This window comes from Clostridium sp. 19966 (genome assembly GCF_032335695.1).
GTDB lineage: Bacteria > Bacillota > Clostridia > Clostridiales > Clostridiaceae > JACTOJ01.
Genome location: NZ_JACTOJ010000008.1, coordinates 119,057 through 144,987, shown reverse-complemented (window position 1 = coordinate 144,987; position 25,931 = coordinate 119,057). Strand labels below are relative to the sequence as shown.

At 32.7% G+C, this 25,931-nt stretch carries 20 protein-coding genes; 15 read left to right on the top strand and 5 right to left on the bottom strand.

Annotated elements, in window-relative coordinates:
* Nucleotides 1–4 precede the first annotated feature (4 nt).
* A complete protein-coding gene (locus IAI10_RS10510) occupies nt 5–1,738 on the top strand; it encodes a glycoside hydrolase family 13 protein (protein WP_315673212.1) in 1,734 nt (577 codons plus the stop codon).
* 119 nt (nt 1,739–1,857) lie between these two features.
* Here IAI10_RS10510 and IAI10_RS10505 read toward each other — a convergent pair whose 3' ends face one another.
* Both IAI10_RS10505 and pgmB read right to left on the bottom strand, forming a co-directional pair.
* A complete protein-coding gene (locus IAI10_RS10505) occupies nt 1,858–3,384 on the bottom strand; it encodes an alpha-amylase family glycosyl hydrolase (RefSeq protein WP_315673211.1) in 1,527 nt (508 codons plus the stop codon).
* A 53-nt stretch (nt 3,385–3,437) separates the two neighbouring features.
* A complete protein-coding gene (pgmB, locus tag IAI10_RS10500; RefSeq protein WP_315673210.1) occupies nt 3,438–4,079 on the bottom strand; it encodes a beta-phosphoglucomutase in 642 nt (213 codons plus the stop codon).
* A 186-nt stretch (nt 4,080–4,265) separates the two neighbouring features.
* Between pgmB and IAI10_RS10495 the strand changes: the two genes are divergently transcribed.
* Entirely contained in the window at nt 4,266–5,276 is a 1,011-nt protein-coding gene (locus IAI10_RS10495; protein ID WP_315673209.1) for a LacI family DNA-binding transcriptional regulator, read from the top strand.
* A gap of 112 nt (nt 5,277–5,388) precedes the next feature.
* On the opposite strand, the gene glgP is transcribed toward IAI10_RS10495, so the two are convergent.
* Both glgP and IAI10_RS10485 read right to left on the bottom strand, forming a co-directional pair.
* On the bottom strand, nt 5,389–7,026 hold the full coding sequence (gene glgP, locus IAI10_RS10490; protein ID WP_315673208.1) for an alpha-glucan family phosphorylase: 1,638 nt from the start codon (nt 7,024–7,026) through the stop codon (nt 5,389–5,391).
* A gap of 17 nt (nt 7,027–7,043) precedes the next feature.
* Nucleotides 7,044–9,350 (bottom strand): family 65 glycosyl hydrolase domain-containing protein, encoded by a 2,307-nt coding sequence (locus IAI10_RS10485; RefSeq protein WP_315673207.1) that lies wholly within the window; start codon nt 9,348–9,350, stop codon nt 7,044–7,046.
* 467 nt (nt 9,351–9,817) lie between these two features.
* Between IAI10_RS10485 and IAI10_RS10480 the strand changes: the two genes are divergently transcribed.
* The 3 genes from IAI10_RS10480 (at nt 9,818) to rlmD (ending at nt 13,534) form a co-directional block, all read left to right on the top strand.
* A complete protein-coding gene (locus IAI10_RS10480; RefSeq protein WP_315673206.1) occupies nt 9,818–10,510 on the top strand; it encodes an MgtC/SapB family protein in 693 nt (230 codons plus the stop codon).
* Between the two features lie 146 nt (nt 10,511–10,656).
* On the top strand, nt 10,657–11,478 hold the full coding sequence (locus tag IAI10_RS10475) for a methyl-accepting chemotaxis protein (protein WP_315673205.1): 822 nt from the start codon (nt 10,657–10,659) through the stop codon (nt 11,476–11,478).
* Between the two features lie 691 nt (nt 11,479–12,169).
* Nucleotides 12,170–13,534, top strand: a complete 1,365-nt coding sequence (gene rlmD / locus IAI10_RS10470) for a 23S rRNA (uracil(1939)-C(5))-methyltransferase RlmD (RefSeq protein ID WP_315673204.1) — start codon at nt 12,170–12,172, stop codon at nt 13,532–13,534.
* A gap of 223 nt (nt 13,535–13,757) precedes the next feature.
* Here the strand turns inward: rlmD and IAI10_RS10465 are convergent, their stop codons facing one another.
* On the bottom strand, nt 13,758–13,973 hold the full coding sequence (locus tag IAI10_RS10465; RefSeq protein ID WP_315673203.1) for a helix-turn-helix transcriptional regulator: 216 nt from the start codon (nt 13,971–13,973) through the stop codon (nt 13,758–13,760).
* Nucleotides 13,974–14,154: 181 nt separating this feature from the next.
* Between IAI10_RS10465 and IAI10_RS10460 the strand changes: the two genes are divergently transcribed.
* The 10 genes from IAI10_RS10460 (at nt 14,155) to IAI10_RS10420 (ending at nt 25,918) form a co-directional block, all read left to right on the top strand.
* Entirely contained in the window at nt 14,155–14,940 is a 786-nt protein-coding gene (locus tag IAI10_RS10460; protein WP_315673202.1) for an AAA family ATPase, read from the top strand.
* Nucleotides 14,937–15,926, top strand: a complete 990-nt coding sequence (locus tag IAI10_RS10455) for a ParB N-terminal domain-containing protein (protein WP_315673201.1) — start codon at nt 14,937–14,939, stop codon at nt 15,924–15,926. Before IAI10_RS10460 ends, IAI10_RS10455 begins: the two co-directional genes overlap by 4 nt.
* 752 nt (nt 15,927–16,678) lie before the next feature.
* On the top strand, nt 16,679–17,047 hold the full coding sequence (locus IAI10_RS24665) for a TnpV protein (RefSeq protein WP_396334363.1): 369 nt from the start codon (nt 16,679–16,681) through the stop codon (nt 17,045–17,047).
* A gap of 44 nt (nt 17,048–17,091) precedes the next feature.
* Nucleotides 17,092–22,071, top strand: coding sequence for a helicase-related protein (locus IAI10_RS10450; RefSeq protein ID WP_396334362.1), 4,980 nt, complete (start codon nt 17,092–17,094; stop codon nt 22,069–22,071).
* A 31-nt stretch (nt 22,072–22,102) separates the two neighbouring features.
* Nucleotides 22,103–22,333, top strand: coding sequence for a hypothetical protein (locus IAI10_RS10445; RefSeq protein WP_315673199.1), 231 nt, complete (start codon nt 22,103–22,105; stop codon nt 22,331–22,333).
* The gene (locus IAI10_RS10440) at nt 22,334–23,050 is read left to right on the top strand and encodes a JAB domain-containing protein (RefSeq protein WP_315673198.1); all 717 of its coding nucleotides are present in this window, start codon (nt 22,334–22,336) and stop codon (nt 23,048–23,050) included.
* 24 nt (nt 23,051–23,074) lie between these two features.
* A complete protein-coding gene (locus IAI10_RS10435; RefSeq protein ID WP_315673197.1) occupies nt 23,075–24,061 on the top strand; it encodes a DUF3991 domain-containing protein in 987 nt (328 codons plus the stop codon).
* A 21-nt stretch (nt 24,062–24,082) separates the two neighbouring features.
* A complete protein-coding gene (locus IAI10_RS10430; protein ID WP_315673196.1) occupies nt 24,083–24,499 on the top strand; it encodes a DUF6075 family protein in 417 nt (138 codons plus the stop codon).
* A gap of 147 nt (nt 24,500–24,646) precedes the next feature.
* Nucleotides 24,647–24,958 carry a plasmid mobilization protein gene (locus IAI10_RS10425; protein WP_156736240.1) on the top strand — a complete coding sequence of 104 codons (312 nt, stop codon included), beginning with the start codon at nt 24,647–24,649 and terminating at the stop codon, nt 24,956–24,958.
* Between the two features lie 9 nt (nt 24,959–24,967).
* Nucleotides 24,968–25,918: a relaxase/mobilization nuclease domain-containing protein gene (locus IAI10_RS10420; RefSeq protein WP_156736241.1), complete on the top strand. Its 951-nt coding sequence runs from the start codon at nt 24,968–24,970 to the stop codon at nt 25,916–25,918.
* The last annotated feature ends 13 nt before the right edge of the window (nt 25,919–25,931 follow it).

Genomic DNA, 25,931 nt, shown 5'->3' with positions numbered 1-25,931 from the left:
AACAATGAACAAATATGCTATATATCATCAACTAGAAGCACCATATGTTTATGGGATAGATGAAGACACTTTGGTAATAAGACTAAGAACAGCTAAAGGAGATTTAAGACGCTGCAGGATATATTATAAGGATAGATATGATTGGGAAAAGCCCTATGATGTAAAAGCTATGAATATAGCTGATACCAGCGATTTATTTGACTACTATGAAGCTAAAATAACAATAAAAGAAAAAAGATTCAGATATATATTTGAGCTTGAAGATAATTTAGGAGACACACTTTTCTTAAATGAAAGAGGCCTGGTTAAGGAACTTGCAGAACCTGTAGAGCAAAATGGATTTCAATTTCCGTATCTTAATTCTGCAGATTTATATGAAAGCCCAACCTGGATGAAAGAAGGCATAGTTTATCAAATTATGCCGGATAGATTTTGTAACGGAGATAAAAGCAATGATCCCAAGGATGTTATGCCCTGGGGAGCAGAAGTAACTCAGAAATCCATGTTTGGAGGAGATTTGCAGGGCATAATAGATAAGCTGGATTACCTAAAAGAATTAGGAGTGAATATAATATATCTTACTCCTGTCTTTGAATCTTCTACTAATCACAAATATAATACTAAGGATTATTATGCTATAGATAAGACTTTTGGAGATGTAAATAAGGCAAAGGAATTAGTTGAAAAATGTCACGAAAAGGGCATGAAAATACTATTTGATGCTGTGTTCAATCACTCAGGTGATGATTTCTTCGCCTTTGAAGATGTAGTTCAGAAGGGTGAAAAATCAAAATATAAGGATTGGTTCTTTGTAGAAAGTTTCCCTGTGGACAAGAAGAAGGTAAACTATGCCACTTTTGCTAATGATGTAGTAACTATGCCAAAGCTTAATTCTGCCAATATTGAAGTAAAGTCATATCTTTTAGAAGTAGCCAAGTATTGGATTAAAGATGTGGGAATAGATGGATGGAGACTGGATGTATGCGATGAAGTAGACCATGTATTTTGGAGAGATTTTAGAAAAGCTATAAAGAGTGTGAAAAGTGACGCTGTAGCTGTAGGAGAGATAATGCATGAGTCCTTAGCTTGGTTAAAGGGAGATCAGCTTGACAGCATAATGAATTATCCAGTAAAAAATTTATGTGTGGACTTCTTCGCTAAAAGAATCATATCCTTAGAGGAATTTGATAATGGACTTGCTGTTAATAGAAATCTTTATATGGACAGCATAAACAGAAGTTTATTTAATCTTGTGGGAAGCCATGATACTTCAAGGTTTTTAACGGAGGCTGGAGAGCAGGTTGAAAGATTAAAGCTGGCAGCTGCTTTTCAATTTACTTATATAGGTGTTCCATATATATATTATGGAGATGAAATAGGACTTACAGGTGGACATGATCCCCAATGCAGAAAATGCATGATATGGGAAGAAGATAAACAGAATAGAGAACTGCTAGAATTTTTCAAGAAGTTAACAGCTATTAGAAAAGAAGAAAAAACATTAACCTATGGAGACTTTAAAACTTTATTTAGTGAAAATCAAGTGTATTCTTATTTAAGAAGTTTTAATGGAGAAGAGATAATAGTTGTTCTAAATAATAGCGACGAAAACAAGATAGTTCAAATAGATAGACTTAGCGGAATATATCTAGAACTTATGAAAAATAAAGAAGAAAACATAGACAAACAAGTGCTATTACTGCCTAATGAGGTAAAGATATTTAAAAATATAAGATAAAGATAGCTGCTGAAAAATTAGTTCATATTAATTTTTCGGCAGCTATTTTTTTATCAACATTTTTTTGGCTATGTTTTAAGTCAGTGTTGATTTTTACACTGACTTAAAACATAGCTTTATTATTTATGCTTTCTTCTTTTTAACACTATAATTCCAACTATTAAGGCAGCCAATACAAACAGGACAGCAATGGATGCTAGTACATATATTAATAAATTTGAGCTTTCTGGAGCTAATATTAGTGAGCCCAGAGGAGCAAGCTCAACAGTTAATTTTCCGTTACTTACACTATATTTTTTATTATCAATTAGATTTATAAGCTTTTTAGCAGCAGTATTATCCATAGGAATTTCTACATGCTTATCTTTAGCTGAAGTATTAAATACAGTAAATATTTGTTTATTGCCTGATTGCCTGCTAAAGCATAGTGCCTCATCGTCACAGTACAGAATATTTATATCTCCGCCTGTTAAAGCTTCATTACTTTTTCTTATAGAGGTAAGTTTTTTTACGTAATCTGTTATAGGAGAAGTTTTGCTCCAATCCATAAACCTTCTGTTATCAGGATCATCGCCGCCCCCCATTCCTATTTCAGTGCCGTAGTACATGGTAGGAATACCCGTATAAGTCATCATAAAGGTTAAAGAGGCCTTAAGTCTTTCTTCGGTATAATCAGATGTGGTGCTTACAAATCTTTTCACATCATGATTGTCAATAAAAGTAGCCATAAGGGATTTGTTAGAATAAGTATCGCTTTGCTGAATAATATTTTGTAGATTGTAGGCATTGCCTGTACCGTTGAAGGCGCTGTCTATGGCGTAATAGGCTGGATAATCTAATAAACCATCTATGCCTGTATCTTGATAAGAAGCCACATAGGGAGCACTGTTGTTTAATACCTCTCCCACAAAATAAAAGTCAGGATAATCTTTTTTTATTTCTTTAGTAAAGTCTGTCCAAAAACTTTTAGGAACGTGCTTTACCGTATCAAGTCTATATCCATCAATAGCAGTCTCTTTTATCCACCATTTGGCCATATCAATTAAATATTTTTTAACTTCAGGATTATCTTGATTTAAATCAGGAAGACCAGCTAGCCATCCATTTTCTATAGAATCTTGATTGGAATAATCTATAGGTTTATCAGCATGGAACCAGGAAGCTTTTGAAGGATCGGAAACCCAAGGATTGTCGGTACCAGTGTGATTTACTACAAGATCAAATAAAACCTTTATACCTTTTTTATGAGCTGTATTTACTAGTTCTTTTAGCTTATCCATTGTTCCAAAATGCTCATTAGTCTTATAAAAGTCAGTGGCCCAATAACCATGATAACCGCCTTCTTGGTTTTGCACCACGGGAGTAATCCATATAGCTGTAAAACCTAAGCTTTTTATATAATCAAGCTTGTCTATAATGCCTTGGAAGTCACCGCCTTCATAGGAAGAGGGATTGTTTATATCTGCACCAATATCATTGCTTTTATCACCGTCAAAGAATCTGTCAGTAACAATAAAATATATTAAATCATCCTTGGTTATTTTAGTTGATTTACTTTTAGCGTAGCTATTAATAGGAAGAAATAAAGAGAAAAACACTGAGAATGAAATTAAAAAAGAAATAATATTTTTTAATGCTTTACACACAGTATCACTCCATTACAATGTATTCAAACGGTTGCACAAAACAAAAAATTTTTTTAAAAGTTTAAAAAATCTATATTTAATTTTTCAAAGGAACTTATTATTCTATCAAAATCCTTTAAGTTATTAGAGGAACCTACAGCCACTGCCTTCATACCTGCCAATTTGGCGGCTTCGATACCTGCCTGAGAATCTTCAAATACAGCACATTCCCAAGGGGTCAAATTGATTTTTTCCGCAGCGATTAGAAATACCTCAGGATCAGGTTTTGCCTTACTTACCATATTGCCATCTACTATAGCATCAAAGTATTTTTCAAGCTCTAGATTTCTCATAATAAGCATTGAGTTTTTGCTGGCAGAGCCTAAAGCAACTTTTATATTCTTTGAATGGAGTTCCTTTAGAAAGTCCTCAACGCCAGGGAGTAGCTCGCTCTTGTCCATCTTTGATATATATTCTACATACCAAGAATTCTTCTTTTCTGCCATGAAAAGCTTTTCTTTATCACTAAAAGAAAGATTTCCTACACTAAGCAGTATATCTAAGGACTTCATCCTGCTTACTCCTTTAAGCCTTTCATTATCTTTTTCAGTAAATTCGAAGCCAAGCTCTTCGGCTAACCTTTTCCAAGCCTTATAATGGTATTTGGCAGTATCTACAATAACGCCATCTAAATCGAAAATACAACCTTTAATCATATATTACATCTCCTTAACAATAAATTATAAATTATTTGCATTATTACTTATATTTATATTATAATACAAATTGAGACCTTATGCAAATGGTTGCACAAACTTGATGAAAGCTTGACTAATGTCACTTTGCAAGGGTAATATTTAATTACGAATTAGAGTGGTTTTAAAGAACAGGAGTGGTGTAAAATGGCTGCTACTATAAAAGATGTAGCTAAAGAAGCTAATGTTTCTCCTTCTACGGTTTCTAGGGTCCTTACCAACAATCCTAAGATAAGTGATGAAACCAAGGAAAGGGTATATAAAGCAGTAGAAAAGTTAAAATATTATCCTAATGCTATGGCAAGAAGCCTAGCTCATAATTCTACTAAAATATTAGGGCTAATACTTCCTAGTGCGGCAGAGGATTTTCACAAAAATCTTTTTTTTATAGAGCTTATGACTGGAATAGGTGTGGCAGCAAAGGAAAGAGAATATAATATAATGTATTCCTTCGGAAGAAATGAAAAGGATGAGCTTAGCTGCATTAAAAAATTTACTAATAGCAAATTAGTAGACGGAGTGATACTTCTTACTTCAAGAAGTAACGATAAATGTATAAAGTATCTTAAGAGCATAGATTATCCTTTTGTGGTAGTTGGAAGACCAGAAGAGGTTAAAGATGTAATTTGGGTAGATAATGATAATTTTGAAGCTATGTACAGCGTGACAAGCACTTTTATTGAAAAAGGATTTAAGAATATCGCTTTTATCGGGGGACCTGAAGGTCTTAACGTTTCTATAGATAGAATGGACGGCTTTACTAGATCTATGAAAGCTCATTGCATGGAAATAAAAAAAGAGTTAGTAGTAAGCTCAGAAGAGTTTGAAGAAAAAGCGGGATATGAAGCTATGATGAAAATTTTGGACAAGGACATTCCGGATGCAGTAATCACTGCAGATGATCTTATCGCTATTGGAGCTATGAAAGCCATAAAGGAGAAAAATATAGAGGATAAAATTGCTGTGGTAGGCTTCAATAATATACCAATAGCGGTGTATCAAAATCCGCCTCTCTCCTCTGTGGAAATAAATACTTATGACCTTGGGTATAATGCTTCTAAGCTTCTTTTAGACAGGCTAAAGGAAGAAAATTATTCTAAGTATAATCATTTTATTGTAAAAACCACTCTTATTGAACGCGAGTCCTCAAATTTATAGCAGAATTACATAAAAAAATCAGCTTGAATAAATCACTATTCAAGCTGATTTTTTCTAACATACTTTAAATTGACCTCAATTGGGGGGACAATAAAGCATGAATTTTAAACTGTTATTTAATGTACATTTCTTCATAGTATTCTTTAAGCATTCTTTCTACTGAAAAATAATCTTTAGTAGAAAGTATACTGTTTTTCATCATTTCAACCCATTTATCTCTATCGGAGTAGTAGGTAGGTAAAACTTCCTTCAATAAAACTTTATAGAGACATCCAAGATCATGGGCGTCTAAAACTTCGAAGTCCTCACTTTCAAAGCCATCTCCAAACTGCCATCCGTTAACTCCATGCTTACAAGCTTCTGGCCACCAACCGTCAAGTATGCTTAAGTTAAGAACTCCATTCATAGCAGCCTTCATTCCAGAGGTACCGCTGGCTTCTAGCGGACGTCTAGGATTGTTAAGCCATATATCTGATCCATGGGTAAGCATTCTTCCTATAGTCATATCATAATTTTCAAGGAAAACTACTGCATTAGGATAACGCTTAGATATATCAACTATATTTTCAACAATTTTCTTACCTGTGTCATCTAGTGGATGAGCTTTTCCTGAAAATACGATCTGAATTTTTCCCTCTTTTAAGTAGGGTTCTATAACTTCAGGCTTTGTAAATATTAAATTGCTTCTTTTATAAGGAGCTGCTCTTCTGGAAAAGCCTATTAATAGGGCATCGCTGTCAAGCTTAACACCATTGCGTTCATATACAAAATCTATAAGTTCTTTTTTATTTTTCATATGCTGATTCCAAAGTCTATCTTTGCTTTCACTGCTTCTGTCATAGCTTTCAGCATAGGAAATCATATTTTCATCTACCCAAGTAGGCAAATGAATAGCATTTGTTATGCCGATTATTTCTGAACGCCCGTTTACTTCAGACCACATTTTATTGGCAGTTTCCTTATGAAGCTGAGCTACTGCGTTTGAAATTCTAGAAATTCTAAGAGCTGCCACAGTCATATTGAAAGGAGATCCTCCTATTTCTATCAGCTGCTCTAAGGTAAGACCAGAATTAGCTCCCATATATATTAATCTGTCTAAAGTGTGATATTCATTGCCTTGAATTATAGGAGTGTGAGTAGTAAAAACTATTTCTTCTCTGGAAGCCTTTAAAGCATCTTCAAAGAAAAAGCCTTTATCCATCTTTTCTTTTATAAGCTCAAAACCAGCAAATAGAGCATGACCCTCATTAAAATGATATACATCCACAGGAATGTTAAGGGCTCTTAACGCTCTTATACCACCTATGCCAAGCACCATTTCCTGAGCTATTCTTTCCTCGCCGAACCATCCGTAAAGCTGACCTGTTATCCAAGCATCTTCATTTTCAGGAAGATCCGTATCTAGAAGGTAAATTGGAGCATTATTGTATTTATCACAGAGCCACACCTTGCAGGTAACATCTCTTTGTCTTATTTTAACCTTAACTTTAACTCCTGTATCCTTTAAAAAATCATAGTCATAATTATGATAAGCATCAAAAGGCTTACCATCCTTATCAAGCATCTGATCTGAATATCCTTGTTTCCACTTTATGCCTATTCCTATCATAGGATAATCAAAATCTTTAGCTCCTTTGAGATAGTCTCCAGCAAGTATTCCAAGACCTCCAGCATAGGTCCTCAGCTCAGTATCCAGGGCATACTCCATACAAAAATAAGCTACTTTTGGCAAATCTTTTTTTATTGGCATTATATTTACCTACCTTTCTAAGAATTAATATTTTCTGAAATTGCAGTGGAATCCTTTTTTAGCAAAATGTTTTTTTGGTAAAGCTTTATTTCTAAAGGCTCACCTTCTTCTAAATTTAGAGTAATGAGCTCTCTATTTACAGAAACTTTAATAATTCTATTTCTAAATACTATATTAAATGAATATTCTTCCCAAGCCTTAGGTATGAATGGGCTCAAGGATAATTTATTATCACAGATTCTAAGCCCACCAAAACCATATACAATGGACATCCAAGTTCCTGCCATGCTAGTAATATGAAGGCCGTCGCAGGTGTCATTATTATAATTATCAAGATCCAGTCTTGAGGTTCTAAGATATAACTCATAGGCTCTTTCGTAGTAGCCAAGCTCTCCTGCAAGGATAGAGTGTATGCAAGGGGAGAGGGAAGACTCGTGAACAGTCTTAGGCTCGTAAAAATCAAAGTTTTGTTTAATAACTGCAGTATCAAATCTGTCATGCAGGAAAAATAAACCTTGAAGCACATCTGCCTGCTTAATGAAACAGGAACGAAGAATTCTATCCCAAGACCATTTTTGATTTAAAGGAAGATTTTCAGGAGCTAGATCTTTAACATTTACGAGCTCTTTATCTAAATATCCATCCTGCTGAAGGAATATACCTAAGGAGTCATCCTTTGGATAATACATTTTATTTACGATGTCCTGCCATTTGTAGAGTTCTTCCTGCTTTAAATTTAATTTTTCTATAAGCTCAGTACATCTGCTGCTGTACTTTTCTTTTAGCAGTTCTAAAGTGCTGAGGGCATATTCAATATTCCAAGCGGCCATAGTGTTTGTATACCAATTATTATTTACATTGTTCTCATATTCATTTGGACCAGTAACTCCAAGCATCATATATACGTCTTTTCTAGGATTGTAATTAACTCTGGATGCCCAAAATCTAGCAGTCTCAGCAATAACTTCGAAACCGTAATCTGCTAAGTACTGTTCATCTTCAGTATACCTTACATAGTTGAAAATAGCATAAGTGATGGCAGCGTTCCTATGAAGCTCTTCAAAGGTGATTTCCCATTCATTGTGACATTCTTCTCCGTTCATGGTAACCATAGGATAAAGAGCTCCTTTAAGTCCTAGTTTTTTTGCATTTTCCTTAGCTTTCTCTAAGTGCTTATACCTATAAATCAGAAGATTTTTAGATATGGAGGGTTCTCTGGTACTTAAATAAAAGGGAAGGCAATAAGCTTCTGTATCCCAGTAAGTGCTGCCGCCATATTTTTCGCCAGTGAAGCCTTTAGGCCCTATATTAAGTCTGGAATCTTCTCCTGTATAGGTGCAATTTAGCTGGAAGATATTAAACCTAATAGCTTGCTGTGCTTTTTTATCACCGGATATGCATATATCACCTTCCTGCCATATGTGCTTCCATTTTTCAGCATGTTCTATAAATAATTCTTCAAAACCTTTACTGTGAGCCAAATTAACTAGACCATAAGCTTTTTCTACTAAGGTATCAGCGTCATAATAACGATTATTTGTAACAGCCACATATTTTACTAATGTAGTAGCTTCCTTAGCCTTAGCTTGTACTACAATACGATTTGCTGCATATTTATGCTCTGATATAACCTGAGGGGTAATATCAATTTGCTCACCATTTTGGAATAAATCATAGGTGCAGGCAGCTGCAGCATGGAAATCAAGTCTTTTAGTTTTCTGAAGAATGTGGAATTTTCCCACAGAAGCATCTATCGAAACTTCCTCCCAAAATTTTTCATCGTAATTAGAATCTTCATTAGAAACATCTCCGTCTATATAAGGAGTAAATTCTAATTTAGCATCTGCCTTTAAAGGAGTTATACTGTAAGAGATAGCGGCAATTTCTTTGAAAGTCATGCTTAAGAATCTTTTTACGGAGAATTTAAACTCATTACCTTTATTGAGAAGAGTAAATTCTCTTAATAGATATCCCTGCTGCAGGTTTAAAGTCCTTTTAAAATCCTTTATTTCGCACTTTGCAAGATCTACAATTTCATCGTTAACCTTTACAGAAATACCAATAAAATTTGCGGAGTTTATAACCTTTGCAAAGTACTCTGGATAACCGTTTTTCCACCAGCCCACTCTAGTTTTATCAGGATAATATACGCCAGCAATATAGGTGCCGCTTAGGGTAGTCCCAGAGAAATCTTCTTCGAAATTTCCACGCATGCCCATATAACCGTTGCCAACACTCATTATACTTTCCAGAATTAAGTTGTTTTCTAGATTTAGTGAGTCTTGTATAACATTCCATTCATCTGTTTTAACATAGCTTACCACGGTAAAAACCTCCTACTTTTATTATGAAGGAAAAATTTTCAATATAAGTTAAATTAATGCGAAGTCTTATATCAAATGCAACCGATTGCACAAAAACTTAAAAAATATATTTCATATATTAATATATGAAATACTTTTGCATCAAATAATTAAGACTACACTTAAAATATATCATTTATTTACCATTAATGCAATATTATTAAGTGAAAATTTTATGAAATTTTATGAATTATTAAATGAAATTTTTTTTATTTAGAAATTTATATTATAATTATTCTATGTTCCCAAATTATTCATATGATATAAATATTTCTAAGAACTTTTGAATCAGCATTATCACTGTGCTTGAAAAGAATGAGAATAGAAGTTTTACGTCCTGTTTTAAATCAGTGTTGATTTTAAGCACTTATTTAAAACAAAAACATATATTAATATTATTTTATTGGGATAATGACAGGAGGGTCTATATGGGACAATTAGAAATTGCATTAAGATTATTATTAGCTGCTGTTGTAGGCGGAATAATAGGGTATGAAAGGGAGAGAAATAATAGAACTGCTGGCTTTAGGACACATATATTGGTATGTGTAGGAGCAGCAGTGACTTCCATGATACAGCTTCAGATAGTTAGCGATATACAGCATTTGGCCGGAGCAGGTACGGGCAAATCTGTGTTCAGCGCTGATTATGGAAGATTAGCCGCTCAGGTAATTTCAGGAGTGGGCTTTTTAGGTGCTGGTACCATACTGCACGAAAAAGGCTCTGTAAAAGGGCTTACCACTGCAGCAAGTCTTTGGACAGTAGCCTGCATAGGCATAGCTGCTGGCTTTGGATATTACAGCATAACCATATTATCTACTCTATGCGTATATGTGGTTTTAGTTATTTTAAAGAAATTTGAAGACAAATTCATAGAGAGAAGCCAAACACTTAAATTAGAAATAAGTTTTTCAAAAGGAAACATATCTTTAATGAGAGTGGAAAAATATTTTGCGGACAGAGTAATTAAGATTAAAAATATCGAATTCATATCTGAAGGTGAAGAAAATTATAGTTTATGCTATTTTACTATATTAGTGCCAAGAGATTCCAATGAACATATTATTATAAATGAAATCAGAGAGCTTGAATATGTATCTGGAGTAAGAAAAATGTCTTAAATTCTATATTATTGATGCAAAAGTTAAAAATAATATAAAAATTAAAATTAAATTAAAAATATATTTAAAAACCTTGAGAAAAGTGGTATAATAGAGGATATATTAAGACTTTTTAGAATATATTTACTTATGAAGGAGATAAAAAGATGGAAAATAGTATTTTTGATTCCTTTAATCAGGTATTGCCTCTATTACCTGAAATGCTTCAGGAAGATATAGCTGTATGTATAACTGATAGAGAAAAGTGCATTGCATTATATGAAAATAATAAACTTCCTATTGAATTCAAAGAAGGAGATATAGTGCCGAAGGATAATCCACTAGCTATAGCCATGGAAAAAGGAGAAACTGTGTCGGCAGTTGTTCCAAAAGAAGCCTTTAGTATCGCTTTTAAAGCTATAGCATACCCTGTCAAAAACAGCAGCGGTGAGATTATAGGAGCAGTTGGAATAGCTAAGAGCATGGAAACTCAATCCAATATTGAAACAATAGCAGAAGATTTATTTTCCTCATTAAATGAGACAAGCTCTGCTATAAATTCCATAGCAGATGGTTCTCAGAAGATGGCCAATTCCATAGCTGATGCCATGACAGCTGTAAATGGTACCAGCAAAAAAATCGCAGAGACAGATTTAATAATAGGAGCTATACAAGGAGTTGCCTCTCAGTCAAATTTATTAGCATTAAATGCGGCTATTGAAGCGGCTAGAGCAGGAGAGGCAGGAAGAGGCTTCTCTGTGGTAGCTCAAGAAATGAGAAAATTGTCTCAAAACAGCGAAGACTCCGTTAAAAAAGTTCTAAGTGTTTTAAATGAAATGAAGGAATCCATTGAGATTATAATAAAGCAGATGAATGAAGTAAACTCTGTATCAGAAGGTCATGCAGCAGCTACAGAAGAAATAACCGCTATTTTAGATGAAATAACCAGCTCTTCAAAGGAACTGGTGGAGAAAACTAAAAAAATATAGAGCTACTTATATAAAGGGTCTGGTGCAAAGAGATTAGTTATATTAGACCTTAAAATAAGATTAGTAAGTCATAAATTTTAATTAAGAAGCAAGAGGTTAAAATTAATAGTTATTGAGGAAATCGTCTCTTTTTGTGAGCCGATTTCTTTTTTTCTTCTTGCAGTAGTTTTCTGCAAGGAAAATAATAATAAAAATTTGTAAAGAATTCAGTGAGGATGAATTTTTACTCATTAACAATTAAAAACAGAGGCTTTGATATTAAAATATGCTGTAAAGCTCATGGAGACTAGCTTTTAAAGCTTCGCAGGAACTTCCCAATAATTATATAACTATATAACTAGTTATCCCGATATCTTCTTATCTATATGGCTTAAGAAATATCAAAGGATAGCTAGAACTATTAAGGCTTTATGCTGAGATATATAGGTAAGGCCGAAAGGAAGTTAAGCCTAGCATAATCAAATTCGTATTTACTTGAAGGCTCTTATATAGTATATTATATAAGTCGAAGGCTATGCTTTGTTATAATTGACACTTCCTAAGAGTTTCTAGAACTCCAAAGATGATATCAACATTTTAAAACATAGCCTACACCGTACTAAAGGAATGTTTTAAATCAGTATAAAAATCAACACTGATTTAAAACAGAGCTAAGTCGAAAAATAATTTCATGCGAAAGTGGTTGATATATATGAAAAAAGGAAATTCCTATGCGCTTAATATAGAAGATATGAAATTTGGAGGCTACGGCATAGCTTCTCTAGAAGGCTATAAGATAAATGTGAAAAATGCGGTGCCAGGACAAAAGGTATTAGCTAGAATATCTAAAAAAAGAGGAGACAATGTGGAGGGGAAGGTAGTAGAAGTGCTAGAAAAAGCTCCCTATGAAATAGAAGCTCCTTGTCCACATTTTAGTGAATGCGGAGGCTGCACACAGGAATTTGTGCCCTATGAAAAGCAGCTGCAACTAAAGGAAGCACAGGTGCTTAAGCTATTTAAGCAGGCAGGGCTTGAAGATATCAATTATGAAGGCATAGAAGGAAGCCCGCTGGAATATGAATACAGAAATAAAATGGAGTTTACCTTTGGTGACTACGAAAAAGATGGTGAGCTTACCCTAGGTATGCACATGAGCGGAAAGAGCTTTGGAATAGTTAATGTAGATAGGTGCCAGCTAGTAGATGAAGATGTAAGAAAGCTAGTAGAGGCTGCTGTTAAATTCTTCAGAGAAAAAAAGCTTCCTTATTATAGAGTTATGAGGCATGAAGGATATTTAAGAAATCTAGTGGTAAGAAAAACAAAGAATACTGAAGAGATAATTATAAATATAATAACAACCACCCAGATAGATTTCAACATGGAAGAATTCAAAGACTTGATAATGAGTATGGAATTTGAAGGCAAATTAAGCGGCATACTTCATACCTTCAACGATTCCTGGTCAGAGGTAGTGGCAGCAGATAAAGTTAATATTTTATATGGCAAAGACTTTATAACAGAGAAACTTCTAGGGCTAAGCTTTAAAATATCACCTTTTTCTTTCTTCCAAACAAATTCTTTAGGAGCTGAGAAGCTTTACTCCATGGTAAGAGACTTCATGGGCAAGGCTGATGACCAGGTAGTATTTGATCTATACTGCGGCACAGGCACCATAGGACAGATAGCTGCAGGCAAGGCAAAAAAAGTTGTAGGTCTAGAGCTTATAGAAGAGGCAGTAGAAAGCGCTAGAGAAAACTCCAAGCTAAACGGCCTTGAAAATTGCAGCTTCATAGCTGGAGATGTAGCCAAAACCATACAGGAGGTTACTGATAAACCAGACATAATAATATTAGATCCTCCAAGAAGCGGAGTACATCCAAAGGCAATGGAATACGTAACTAAATTTGATGCTCCTACCATAATATATGTATCCTGCAACCCTAAGACCTTGATGAATGATCTTAAGGTGCTTACAGGAAGAGGGTATGAGATAGAGAAAGTGAAGATAATGGATATGTTCCCGCAGACGTGGCACGTGGAGTGCGTAGTGGGAATACGTCGCAAGGATTCCTTATAATCATTGAATTTACTCACTTTGCAAGCTTTTATAACTTTAACACAAATGGTGATGATTTTAGAAATAAAGAGGTTATTCAGGGTGTTAAGGTTAGAGTGGGAATTTGAGGTGGAGTAAGTAGATATGGTAGTGTTAATTTAGTATAAAACATAAAAAGACTATGAAAAAAGCTATGCAAGCTTAAAACTTCATAGTCTTTTTATGTTTTATAAATACAAAAATATTAAATTTTATCCCCATCCTGAAAAACAAAATATCCTTCAAACCTGCATCCAAGAGCTTCAGCAATTTGCTGGAGTTCTTTTTCTGAGAAATTATCACGAGAAAGTTTATTTGATAAATTTTGATTAGTAGTGCCTATTAACCTTGCAAGCTCCGATATAGTAATATTTTTTCTTTTTATTAAAATACGAATTTTTTCACCCATAGTTAATTGCATGTGATTCACCATCCTTGAATTTAAATATACACTTTTTAATGTGAATTTTCAATAATAAGAAAAATAATTGATAAAAACAAAAGATTCTTCTTGAATAAGTACATTTAATAGTGTAATATTAAATTAAATAGTGTGAAACAGAAAAACAGGAAAAATAAATTTATAAAGGTGGAGGGTAAAAATGTGTAAAAGTAAAGTAATTTCTATCGTGAATCAGAAAGGGGGCGTTGCTAAAACCGTAACAACTTTAAATTTAGGATATGCATTAGCAGAAATGGGAAAGAAGGTATTACTTATAGACTTTGATCCTCAGAGCAGCTTAACAGTATGCTTTGGATATGATAATACAGACAGTATAAAAACAACAATATATAATTTGATGTCGCTGGGTATTGAGGAAAAAAGCTTACCTAAGAAGGAAGAGTATATTATTACATCAGGAAACATTGATATTATTCCATGCAGCTTAGAGCTATCAGCAATTGAAATAGCACTTGTTAATGTTATGAGCAGAGAACTTGTTTTAAAATCTATTGTTGATGAAATAAAAGATGATTATGACTATGTAATTATTGATTGCTCTCCATCACTAGGGATGCTTACTATAAATGCACTTGCGGCTTGTGATAGTGTTATTATTCCTGTTACTCCTCAATATCTTTCAGCTAAAGGATTGGAGTTGCTTCTTAGGAATATTATAAGAGTTAAAAAGAGAATAAATCCTAATATTGAGGTTGATGGGATACTTCTTACTATGTATGCCGACAGGATGAAGCTTTCAAAAGAGGTATTAGCAATTATTCAGGATGCCTATGGTAGTAAAATCAACATATTTGAAAATAAAATTCCAACTTCTGTTAAGGTTGGAGAAGCTAATATGAGAAGTAAGAGTACCATAGAATATGATTCTAAAAATAAAGTATCCATTGCTTATAGAGAATTTGCTAAGGAGGTGGCTGCACTATGAGTGAGAGAAAGTTAATGAGCTTAGATGATATGTTTGGAGATAATGAAGTTAAAGGTGATACTAATTCTGGAGTTATAGAAGTTGAAATAGATAGGCTTATACCTTTTTCAAATCATCCTTTTAAATTATATGAGGGCGAAAGATTTGATAATATGGTTAGAAGCATCAAAGAATTAGGAATAATTGTGCCTGTTATAGTAAGACAAAAGGGAGACAATTATGAGATATTGTCTGGACATAATAGGGTTAATGCTGCAAAGGTTGCGGGACTTAACAAAGTTCCTGTAGCTATAAAAGAAAATATTGATGATGAAGAAGCTATTCTTATAGTAACTGAAACCAATCTTATGCAAAGATCTTTTAGTGATATGTTATTTTCAGAAAGAGCTGCTGCTTTATCAGAACATCATAAAGCATTAACATCTCAAGGCAAAAGAACAGACCTTTTAAAAGAGATTGAAACTATGCTAAAAGCTGATGAAATGAAGGTTGAAGAAACTTCTCGACTATTAGGCGAGAAGTTAACAAGTGCAGATGAAACTGGAAGAAGTTTTAATTTGTCAGGAAGAACAGTATCAAGGTATTTAAGAATTTGCCATCTTATAAAAGAATTAAAGGATAGGCTTGATATAGAAGAAATACCATTCTTTGCAGCAGTAGAACTTTCATATTTGAAGGAAAATGAACAAAATATTATCGAATCTATAGTTTCAGAAAATAAATTTAAGATTGACTTGAAGAAATCACAAGCCTTAAGGGATTACTCAGAGAAAGAAAAACTAAACGAAGATACAGCTTATTCAATTCTTTCAGGAGAACTTAACAAAAAAACAAAATCAAATAAACCTGCATCTATAAAATTAAAGCCAAAACTAATAAGCAAATATTTTGCACCAGAAGTTAAACAGCCAGAGATTGAAGATATTATTGATAAGGCTTTAAAACTATATTTTGAAACACAGGGGAAGGAGGTACTTGATGAGTAGATTAACAGAGGTAAGAGAAATCTACGAAAAAGTAACAGGAATAGTTACAAGCAATAAAAAGGAATGGAAAGAATTCTTAGACTTTGCAGCGAAAATTTATAAATATAACTTTGATAATTCGGTTTTAATCTATGCTCAAAGGCCTGATGCAACAATGGTTGCTACTATGGAAATATGGAATAAAAAAATAGGAAGGTATGTAAACAGGGGAACAAGAAGCATAGCGGTTTTTGATACTTCTATGCCAACTCTTAGATTAACATATTTATTTGATGTTAAAGACACTAACGGAGAACCTCATACCATTCCTAAGCTATGGAAGTTAAGTGATGCTATTAGTGAAAAACTTTTAGAAAGTATAAATGAAAAATATGGGTTAAATTGTAGTTCTATTGAAGAATTGATATTACAGCTTACAGATATTAAGATTAATGAAAACTTTGATAATATTTTAGAAGGCTATGAACAGGATATTAAAGAAACATGGCTTGAAAGTTTACCAGAAGAAGGGTTTATAAGTTATTTTACTCAAACTGTTCTTGAAAGTATAAGTTACATGGTGGCAAAAAGATGTGGAATAGAAGCTTCAAACTTTTATAATGAAAATAGCTTTAGAGTAATAAGTCATTTTAATACGCTGCCATTAACCTTTAGACTTGGAAATTCTGTGTGCAATATATCTCAGAAAATTCTTAGGGAATTTGAAAGCGAAATAGTAAAAATAATAAAAGAGCAAAGGAGCGAAAAAAATTATGAAAGAGAACTTAAACTTAAGTTACAAAGAGATAGACGGAATATTTTATCCAGAGATACAAATATCCAGGAACAAGGAAGTAGATCAGAAACCTTTAGGAAAGTACGGTCAGATGGCATTAAATTATCTAAAGAACAATCATCAGAGCAGATACAGCTTACTTTTAGCACAAGGGGAGCTAATGGAGAAAATGCATCAGGTGAACGAGGAAGCATATCAGAGGCTGGAAGTATTAATGGAGCAAATGCTGAAAACAGATCCAATAATGAATCCAGAGAATACAATGGAGAGCTTCAAGCACAGGGTGAGAATAAAGGAAACAGCAGAGGAGATAGTTCTTCACGAAATGGTATACAAAATGAGATAAAGCAAATAGATATTTTTGAGTCACAACAAAGTGGCTCTTTTTTAATGTCTGAAAATAAAAATTCAACTTGGGAAGATTATAAAAATAAAGCTATAGAAAATTATGAAACTAATATTTTAGGGTGGCTAAATAATAACGAAGTTAATAAAAAATCTCAAACTAAAGAAAAAACAAATGCAAAAGAAAAAGATGAGAAAATAAACTACAGCTATAGTCCAGAAGATGAAATTGGAGTTGGAGGACTTAAAACTAAATTCAGAAACAATATAGAAGCTATTAAAATTTTAAAGGTTATTGAAGAAGAAAATAGATTGGCAACATCAGAAGAACAAAAAATACTTGCTAAATATGTAGGCTGGGGAGGTATGGCTCAAGCCTTTGATATTAATAGTACAGGATGGAATAGCGAATATACAGAATTAAAGGCACTACTTACTCCTGAAGAATATGTATCTTCTAGGGCGTCAACACCTAATGCTCATTACACTTCACCTACAGTAATTGAAGGAATATATAAAGCATTTGAGAGCTTTGGATTTAAAACAGGTAATATATTAGAACCTTCCATGGGAGTTGGAAATTTCTTTTCTATGCTTCCATACAGTATGAAAGATTCTAAGTTATATGGAGTAGAACTTGATGATATTTCAGGAAGAATAGCAAAACAGCTCTATCAAAAGGCAGATATTAAAATACAAGGCTTTGAAGAGAATAACTATTCAGATAATTTCTTTGATGTTGCTATAGGTAATGTTCCTTTTGGAGATTATAAGCTCCATGATCCTAAATATGATAAACATAATTTTTTAATACATGATTACTTTTTTGCTAAGGCTTTAGATAAAGTAAGACCAGGTGGAATTATAGCTTTTATAACTTCTAAAGGTACTATGGATAAAGAAAATAACAGTGTAAGAAAGTATATTGCAGAGCGTGCAGAATTAATAGGAGCAATAAGACTTCCTAATACTGCCTTTAAATCAAATGCTAATACAGATGTTACTGCGGATATTATATTTCTTCAAAAGAGAGAAAGGGTACAGGTTGCAGAAGAAAATTGGCTTCATGTAGCAAAAACAGAAGATGGAGTGCCCATAAATGAATACTTTCTTGATAATCCAGAAATGCTTCTTGGAAAGATGGTTTTTGAACAGAGAATGTTTGGTGAAGGCAGTAAATACACAGCATTAGTTAATGATGATGAGAATTTTGATTTAAGTGAAGCTTTAGCTAAAGCAGTTGAAAATCTAAATGCTAACATAACAAGTTTTGAAAGAGAAGAATCTGCTGCGGAAGATTTTATTCCTGCTGATCCTAATGTGAGAAACTACACTTACACCTTTATAGATAATAAGCTTTTTTATAGAGAAAATGCTGTAATGAGAAAGATTGAAGTTACAGGGAAGACTTTAGAAAGGATAAAAGGGCTTCATGCTATAAGGGAAATCACTAGAGAAATAATAGATATCCAAACAAATGGCTGTACCCATGAAGAGTTAAAAGAAAAGCAGGAAATATTGAATAAAAGATATGATGCTTTTGTTAAAAGTTATGGATATATAACAGCAAGAACCAATAATACAGCTTTTAGAGATGATAATGATTATCCTCTCTTATGTTCTCTTGAGGTGGTAGATGAAAACAAAAATGTTACTAAAGCTGATATGTTCACTAAACAAACTATACGGCCTCTTGAAAAGATAACAGAAGTAGATACTGCCATTGAAGCTCTTACAGTAAGTCTAAATGAAAAAGGTATAGTAGATTTGTCTCTAATGTTAGAAATTTATGATAGCACAAGAGAAAACATTATAAATGAACTTCAGGGTTTAATATTTTTAAATCCTGAAAAATATAATAAAGATGATTTACTTCAAGGATGGGAAACTCAAGATGAATATTTAAGCGGTAATGTGAGACAGAAATTAAAATTAGCAAGGCTTTATGCTGAAACTAATCCAGAGCTTTTTATTCAAAATGTAGAAGCCTTAGAAAAAGTACAGCCAGTAAATTTAGAAGCAAGTGAAATTGATATAAGGCTTGGAACAACATGGATTGAAGAAGGAGATATAGAAAAATTTATTTATGAAACCTTAGGAACTCCAAAGTATGCTCAAAACTCAGGCTCTCGTTATAGCAGCAACGAAGTAAAAGCTCATTATAATAATTTTAATGCATCTTGGGTTATTGAAAACAAAGGTATAGATGGTTATTCCGTTGCAGCAACAGAAACCTTTGGAACTAAAAGGCTTAATGCCTATTATATTGTTGAAGAAACTTTAAACCTTAGAACTGTTACTGTAAAAGACAGAATAGAAGATGGAGATACTGTAAGATATGTACTTAATCAAAAGGAAACCATGCTGGCAAGAGAAAAGCAAAATCAACTTAAAGAAGAATTTAAAAATTGGATATTTAGAGATCCTGACAGAAGAAAGAAGTATGTTGAATTTTATAATGAAAACTTTAATAACATAAGGCTTAGGGAATATGATGGGAGACATTTAACCTTCCCTGGAATGAATCCAGATATTAGGCTTAGGCAGCATCAAGTAAATGCTATAGCTAGAATTTTATATGGTGGAAGTACACTTCTTGCTCATTGTGTTGGTGCTGGAAAGAGCTTTGAAATGATAGCAAGTGCTATGGAGCTTAAAAGATTAGGACTTTCTAAGAAAAGCATATTTGTAGTGCCTAATCATTTAACAGAGCAGATGGGAGCAGAGTTTTTAAGATTATATCCTTCAGCTAATATTTTAGTTACTACAAAGAAAGATTTTGAAAAACAAAATAGAAGAAGGTTCGTAAGCAGAATTGCTACAGGGGCTTATGATGCAATAATTATAGGTCATACTCAGTTTGAAAAAATACCAATTTCAAAGGAAAGACAAGAAAGAATGTTAAACTATCAAATTGACCAAATGACCTATGCTATTGATGCTACCAAAAGGGAAAGAGGAGAAAACTGGTCCATAAAACAGATGGAGAAATTTAAAAAGAACTTGGAAAGTGAACTTAAAAGGCTTCTTGATGAATCAAGAAAAGATGATGTTATAAACTTTGAAGAGCTTGGTATTGACACTATGTTTGTAGATGAAGCACATTATTATAAAAACTGTGCAGTATTTTCTAAAATGAGAAATGTGGCTGGAATATCAAATACAAGAGCTAAAAAAGCTTCTGATATGCTTATGAAATGCCAATATATCCATGAAATTAATGAAGGCAGGGGAGTAATATTTGCTACAGGAACTCCTATTTCAAATTCTATGACAGAAATGTATGTAATGCAAAGGTATCTTCAAAACCATGAACTTGAAAGGCGAGGAATACAGCATTTTGACGCTTGGGCTGCAAGCTTCGGTGAAGTAGTCTCTTCACTTGAATTAGCTCCAGAAGGAACAGGCTATAGGTTTAGAAGCAGGTTTTCAAAGTTTACAAACCTTCCAGAGCTTATGACCTTATTTAAAAATATAGCAGATGTTCAAACCTCAGATATGTTAAAGCTGCCAGTGCCAAAACTTAAAGATGATAAATATATTTTAGTATCTTCAGAGCCAAGTGAGTTTATAAAACATGAAATGGAAAACTATGTTGAGAGAGCTGAAAGAATTAGAAATGGCATGGTTGATCCTTCTGTAGATAATATGCTTAAGATAACCAATGAAGCAAGACTTTTAGGTACAGATCCAAGGCTTATCAATAAGGAAGCAATAAATGAGCCAGATTCAAAGGTTAATAGATGTATTGAAAATATTTATGAAGAATATAAAAAATCAGAAATTATAAAAGGAACTCAAATAGTATTTTGTGATGTGGGAACGCCTAACTCAGATGGGCGTTTTTCTGTTTATGATTCAATTAAAGCAGAACTAATAAATAAAGGAATTCCTGAAAATGAAATATGCTTTATCCACGATGCTAAAAATGAAATACAACGTGAAGAAATATTTTCTGATATGAGATCCGGAAATAAAAGAATAATCATAGGAAGTACACCTAAAATGGGAACTGGAACTAATATTCAAGATAAATTAATAGCACTTCATCATTTAGATTGTCCCTATAGACCAAGTGATATTGAGCAGCGTGAAGGAAGAATTTTAAGGCAGGGGAATATAAACCCAGAGGTAAATATCTATAGGTATGTAACTAAAGATACCTTTGATTCATACCTTTGGCAGATTGTAGAGCAAAAACAAAAATTCATATCGCAGATAATGACTTCCAAATCTGTTGCAAGAAACTGTGAAGATGTAGATGAAACAGTACTATCCTATGCAGAAGTTAAAGCTTTAGCTACAGGGAATCCATTAATAAAAGAAAAGATGGATGTTGATAATGAGGTATCAAGACTTAGAGTTTTAAAAGCTGCTTATGATAATCAAAAATATACCCTGCAGGATAATTTCACCTTTAAGTATCCAAAACTTATTAGTGAAGCTAATGGCCAGCTTGAATGTGTTATTAAGGATATTGATAAAAGAAATATGGAAGATGGTAAGGATTTTTCAATTACTATAAACGGCAAGTTATTTGATGAAAGAGAAAAGGCAGGAACAATGCTTCAAAGTCTTTATAACAAGATACCTAAAGGTGAGGAGCTCCATGTAGGAAGTTATAAAGGTTTTGAACTAAAACTTAGAAAAAATCTCTTTTATGAAAAGCATGAACTCTTAATTCATGGTAATTTAAAATACACGGTAGACCTTGGAGATAGTGCTCATGGGAATATGTTAAGAATTGAAAATTTGCTAAATAACCTTGAAAGTAAAATGGAAAATATAGAAACAAAAATTGAAGAGTACAAAAGAAACCTAGAACAGTCAAAGATAGAATATGAAAAACCATTTCCTTATGAAGAAGCTTTAAAAGAAAAGTTATCACGACAATTTGAGCTAAACTCAGTACTGGATCTTAATAAAAAAGACAATGAAGTTATATTAGATGAAGATGCATTAAATAAGGAATGTGAGGAAAATGAAGGCTTTAAAGAACAGGTATATGATGAAATGGCAATGTAAAAAAGATTTCTAAAAAGATGAGGTGAGGTAAGTGAACAAAAATAAAGGAATAAACAGAGATAATTATAAATATATAAGTTCTTTAATAGCACAACTTTTAGAACTTGATATAGACACCGAAGAAAAAATAACAGGTTATATTGAAAACTATGGAGTAGATAATTTTCTAAAAGACTATGATAAAATGGAGCTTCCCTATGAGACTTATGAAAAATTAGAAAGCTTAGGAATTATTATAGAAAATATGGGAGGTGCAGTGTAAATGGATAAGAATATGCCATATACTAATAACTTTTTAAAAGGGTTAACTAGTTTGACAGGTATTCCTATAAAGAAAATTCAAGAATATGCAAAAGAAAATAATCCTTTTAATATATTAGAGCATCCAAAAGTTATAGAACCAAATGAAAAGCAGCTTCAAAAAATAGGACTGCTTAATGAGTTTATATCTTCTTACAACTTACTTAAAGTACATGAAAGTGAAAATAAAATTAAGTTTTCATCTCCCAAAGAAGCAGCAGATTACTTTGTTCCATTATTAAGCGGTATAAAGGATAAAGAAAAATTTATGGTGGCATTTTTAGATAATGGAAACAACATAATTCAGACAAAAATAATGTCAGAAGGGAATATTGCTCAGGCAGTAATTTATCCAAGAGACATTTTAAAAGAAGCTCTAGCTTGTGACTGCAAAGCAATGATATTAGCACATAATCATCCAGGAGGTTCTAATTCTCCATCCAATGAGGATAAAGCATTAACACAAAAGCTTGTAAATATATTTCATCCATTAGATATTAAAATACATGATCATATTATAGTTGCAGGGGTAAATTATTGTTCAATGGCTGAAAAAGGTTATGTTCCAGCTTCAGTAAATGGAATGGCAACATATGAACCTATAAAGGTAGATGACAAAAGTATTATAGAAGAAAAACAAAGCTTCAATTCTCAATTAGATGAGGAATTGGAGCTTTAACTTTATTTATGGGAGGAATAGTCCATGGCAATGGAAAAGCTAAGATTTACTGATGAGGAAATATCTAAAGCTGATAGTGTAAATATAATAAACTATGCATTAAGTGCAGGATATCCGGTAGAGCAAGTTACTTCTCGCTCCTTTAAAATATATGGTTATGGAGGCTTATATATTCATAGTGATGGTCGTAAATGGAATTGGTTTTCTCAGAACAAAGGTGGTGGAGCTATTCAGTTTGTAATGGAAATGGAGAATAAGTCTTGGGTAGATGCAGTAAAAACTCTAATAGGAAAAACAGATGAAATTGTACGATATAAACCTTTAGAAGTTATTGAAGAAGCAAGAGGAGAATTTATTCTTCCAGAAAAAAATATTACTTTTAAACATATCTTTGCATATCTTATAAATTCAAGGGGCATTGATAGTGAAATTGTAAGAGATTTTGTTAAAGAACATAAGCTATATGAAAATACACATAGAAGCTGCGTATTTGTAGGCTTTGATAAGGAAAACAACCCTAAATATGCAAGTGTAAGAAGTACTAATACTACTGGCAAGTCCTTTAGATGTGATGTAAAAAACTCAGATAAAACCTATCCATTTTGTAAGGAAGGAAAGAATAATACAGTATGTATATTTGAAGCCCCTATAGATTTAATGAGCTATCTTACATTGATAAAAAAACATAATATACGAAACTTTGATAACCACTGCATTTCTCTTGGAGGAGTTGCAGATAAAGCTCTTGAATACTATTTAAAAGAAAATCCTGATATAAATAAAATAATGCTCTGCCTTGATAATGATGAGGCAGGGCATTTTGCCTGTAATCAGATTTTCAATAAATATAAAGATAGATATGAAGTTTTAAGGCATAAATCTAAAGGAAAGGATTTTAATGAGGATTTAATAGCTTTAATTAAGGAGTCAAAGGTGACAAAAATAAGTGAAAATGAAGCTATGTATGGAAGTAGTGATTACTCAAATGAGTTTGACGATATGAGTATTTAGAAAGGTAAAGGAGGAGTTAAAATGCAATTTTTAAGTAAGGAACATGCAGTAAATTTTAATGAGCTGATACAGAAAGACAATACACATCCGAGGGATACTGAAAGATACTCTTTATTTTATATTATTGCAGGCAATGAAGATTTATATAGAAAGAGAAACTTTATATACGATTTTGAAAGTAATGGTATTAAAGCTAACTGTCTTGATGATGGTACTGTTGATCTTTCTAGCAGTGCAAAAGCTCTTATAAGATTAGCTTTTAATTTGTACAACAGCTATGAAGATAAATATACAACGCCTATTGATATTTTTTATAGTTTGGATGATAAAAATTATAATCTGGCAATGAATTCAATAGCTATAAGGTTTGGAAGGGGTGTTGAAAGTGAAAAAATTTGTGACATGGAACAGGAAAATGATGAGGAATTGGAAGTTTAGCTCTTTTTTCAATATCCAAGAGGACTGAGCGAAAGCCATAGGCTTGAGGTGAAGGCAAGCTTCCTATTGGTATAGCCAATAGCTTGTAAATAGTGGGGAATCCCCACGCCCCTTTTTAGAAAATTCTATGCAGCAAGGAGGGAATGGATGAGAAAAAGAAACTTACAGACCAATATTAGGATGTCAGAAAAAGAAATGGAACAGATAAAGAGAAAGGCTAAAAGTGCAAATATGACTTTTAGTAATTATGTTATAACTTCAGCACTAAATAATGAAATTATAGTTATTGATGGAATAAAAGATTTTACTCACCAGCTTTCAAAGGTAGGTACAAATCTTAACCAACTTACAATACTTTGTCATCAGGGGAAAATAAATTGTGCAGATATAACATCAGTAAACAAAGTGTTAAGTGATTTATGGGGGTATTTAGTTTCTATAAGGAAACGTAAAAAGTAAGGTGATAAAATGGCTGTAATAGAGTTTATTAATGCTTCAAATAACACCTATAAAGGAATGAAAAGAGCCATTAATTATATAAAGAATCCTATTAAAACTGAACCGCATTTAGTTGGTGGAAAAGATTGTAGTCCAGATACTGCGTTTAATGAGTTTGTAATGACTAAGCAAAACTTTAAAAAGGAAACTGGAAGGCAATTTATACATTTTGTACAATCTTTTTCACCACATGATAAAGCTATTCCAGAAGTAATAAATGAAATTGGGAAAAGAATTTTAGAACATGAAGCCTTTAAAGAATTTCAAGTTGTATATGCTACCCATACAGATAAAGAACATTTGCATAATCATTTTATTATTAATTCTGTAAGATTTACTACAGGACGAAAATGGCAGCTATCAAAAGAGCAATTAGAAAGCTTAAAGGAATATTCTGATGAGTTATGTAGAGATTATGGACTTATCATTGTTGATGGAGCTAAAGAAAACCATAAAGACAGAGGAGAATATAGGGCTAAAGATAAAGAACAAAGTTGGAAGTATGAACTCTTCTTAGCAGTAAGGCAATGTAAATGGTGTAGCAGAAGTAAAGAAGAATTTATTGTTAATATGGAGAAGTTAGGTTATAAAGTGGATTGGAGTGATGAAAGAAAATATATTACTTTTACTACTCCTAACGGTAAGAAATGTAGAAATAGAAAGCTGTATCCACCAGAACAATTTACTAAAGAAGCACTTAATAAAGCTTTTGAATTAAATGAGCAGCAAGCAACTAAAAAACAGCTTCAAGCAAAAATGGAACTTTTGTTATCTGCTATTCAAATGTTAGCTAATGATAATACACACTATAATCAAGGACATTATCCTTTAACAGCTCTTGAAGGTCAGGCTAGAAAGGAAAGGGCTATTGAGGAAGCTAAGGGAAGGGGATTTGATTGGGATAAAGGAAATGGATATTAAAATTATTAGAATA

Bases quoted from the DNA above. Each gene is read 5' to 3' on its own strand.
- IAI10_RS10455 (WP_315673201.1), top strand. From the start codon at position 14,937: ATGAGTGAGAGAAAGTTAATGAGCTTAGATGATATGTTTGGAGATAAT.
- IAI10_RS24665 (WP_396334363.1), top strand. From the start codon at position 16,679: ATGAAAGAGAACTTAAACTTAAGTTACAAAGAGATAGACGGAATATTT.
- IAI10_RS10460 (WP_315673202.1), top strand. From the start codon at position 14,155: ATGTGTAAAAGTAAAGTAATTTCTATCGTGAATCAGAAAGGGGGCGTT.
- pgmB (WP_315673210.1), bottom strand. From the start codon at position 4,079: ATGATTAAAGGTTGTATTTTCGATTTAGATGGCGTTATTGTAGATACT.
- rlmD (WP_315673204.1), top strand. From the start codon at position 12,170: ATGAAAAAAGGAAATTCCTATGCGCTTAATATAGAAGATATGAAATTT.
- IAI10_RS10510 (WP_315673212.1), top strand. From the start codon at position 5: ATGAACAAATATGCTATATATCATCAACTAGAAGCACCATATGTTTAT.
- IAI10_RS10425 (WP_156736240.1), top strand. From the start codon at position 24,647: ATGAGAAAAAGAAACTTACAGACCAATATTAGGATGTCAGAAAAAGAA.
- IAI10_RS10440 (WP_315673198.1), top strand. From the start codon at position 22,334: ATGGATAAGAATATGCCATATACTAATAACTTTTTAAAAGGGTTAACT.
- IAI10_RS10450 (WP_396334362.1), top strand. From the start codon at position 17,092: ATGTCTGAAAATAAAAATTCAACTTGGGAAGATTATAAAAATAAAGCT.
- IAI10_RS10430 (WP_315673196.1), top strand. From the start codon at position 24,083: ATGCAATTTTTAAGTAAGGAACATGCAGTAAATTTTAATGAGCTGATA.
- IAI10_RS10420 (WP_156736241.1), top strand. From the start codon at position 24,968: ATGGCTGTAATAGAGTTTATTAATGCTTCAAATAACACCTATAAAGGA.
- glgP (WP_315673208.1), bottom strand. From the start codon at position 7,026: ATGCCAATAAAAAAAGATTTGCCAAAAGTAGCTTATTTTTGTATGGAG.
- IAI10_RS10495 (WP_315673209.1), top strand. From the start codon at position 4,266: ATGGCTGCTACTATAAAAGATGTAGCTAAAGAAGCTAATGTTTCTCCT.
- IAI10_RS10465 (WP_315673203.1), bottom strand. From the start codon at position 13,973: ATGCAATTAACTATGGGTGAAAAAATTCGTATTTTAATAAAAAGAAAA.
- IAI10_RS10480 (WP_315673206.1), top strand. From the start codon at position 9,818: ATGGGACAATTAGAAATTGCATTAAGATTATTATTAGCTGCTGTTGTA.
- IAI10_RS10435 (WP_315673197.1), top strand. From the start codon at position 23,075: ATGGCAATGGAAAAGCTAAGATTTACTGATGAGGAAATATCTAAAGCT.
- IAI10_RS10475 (WP_315673205.1), top strand. From the start codon at position 10,657: ATGGAAAATAGTATTTTTGATTCCTTTAATCAGGTATTGCCTCTATTA.